The sequence below is a fragment of the Arsenicicoccus sp. UBA6765 genome, assembly GCF_002453335.1.
GTDB lineage: Bacteria > Actinomycetota > Actinomycetes > Actinomycetales > Dermatophilaceae > Arsenicicoccus > Arsenicicoccus bolidensis.
Window position 1 is genome coordinate 1 of record NZ_DKGR01000049.1, and the last position, 924, is coordinate 924.

A 924-nucleotide genomic window follows, 5' to 3' on the forward strand; every position below is an offset into this window, starting at 1 on the left:
CCCCCCCCCCCCCCCCCCCCCCCCCCCCCCCCCCCCCCGCGGCGGCCGCCCCCCGCCCCCCCCCCCCCGGGGGGGAGGGGGGGGGGGGGGGGGGGGGGGGGGGGGGGGGGGGGCCGGGGGGGGGGGGGGGGGGGGGGGGGGGATCACCGACCGGCCCGGGTCCTGCGGGTGCACCTGCACCGAGATGGGCTGGCCGGGCTCGACCGGGAGGGCCGACGGCAGCCGTGCCTCACCCTCGTGCTCGCGGCCGTCCGGCCCGGCATAGCGGTAGCGGACGTGCGGCACCCCCATCGGATCACCCTCGCTGGCCCGCACCGTCAGCTGCCGGACGTCCTCCACGGTCGCGGCGACGGTCGGCCAACGCCAGCGGCGCAAGAAGGATCTGGGCGAGGCTCCAGGTGCCGGAGCCCACGCAGCCCAGCGCGAACAGTGCGACAGCGATCTCCACGATGATCCCCCCGGTCGATGTGGTGCCTCCACCCTAGGGGACCGCGGTCAGCGGCGGGCCACCGCGTAGCCAGAACGCCCGAGCCGGAACGCCCGGCGTCCCTGCGGGTCGACGCAGGTGATGCCTCGAGCGGTGTCGAGGCAGGACCACGGCGCGCCCTTGACCTGCACGACGCGCCCCTCCTGCAGGCGTGGGAGGGTGGCCGGGTCGACGCTGACGATGGTGTCCGAGTTGCACACGGGGACGACCCGTCCGCGCTCGTCGACCTCGATCCGGCCGACCTGGGAGCGCCCGTCGCCGGCCGCGCACACCCCGGGCGCCTCGATCCCCGCACCGTCGGCGAGCTCGCACACGCCGCCGCCCTCGCTCGACGCGATCTGGCAATAGACCGACCCGTCGTGGCTGACGAACGACGCCTCGCGGACGTATCCGTGCTCCTGGACTCCGTCGCGGACGGCCGCCAGGGCGCGGGCCAG

General features: G+C 77.9%; 2 protein-coding genes. Both read right to left on the bottom strand.

Annotated features, from left to right (window positions below; all coding sequences use genetic code 11):
* Positions 1-480, bottom strand: a 480-nt coding sequence (locus B4K29_RS18470; protein WP_414632601.1) for a DUF3592 domain-containing protein, incomplete at its 3' end; no start/stop codon positions are given.
* 15 nt (positions 481-495) lie between these two features.
* Positions 496-924 (bottom strand): hypothetical protein (locus B4K29_RS13035; protein ID WP_286967627.1); only part of this gene is annotated, 429 nt, incomplete at its 5' end.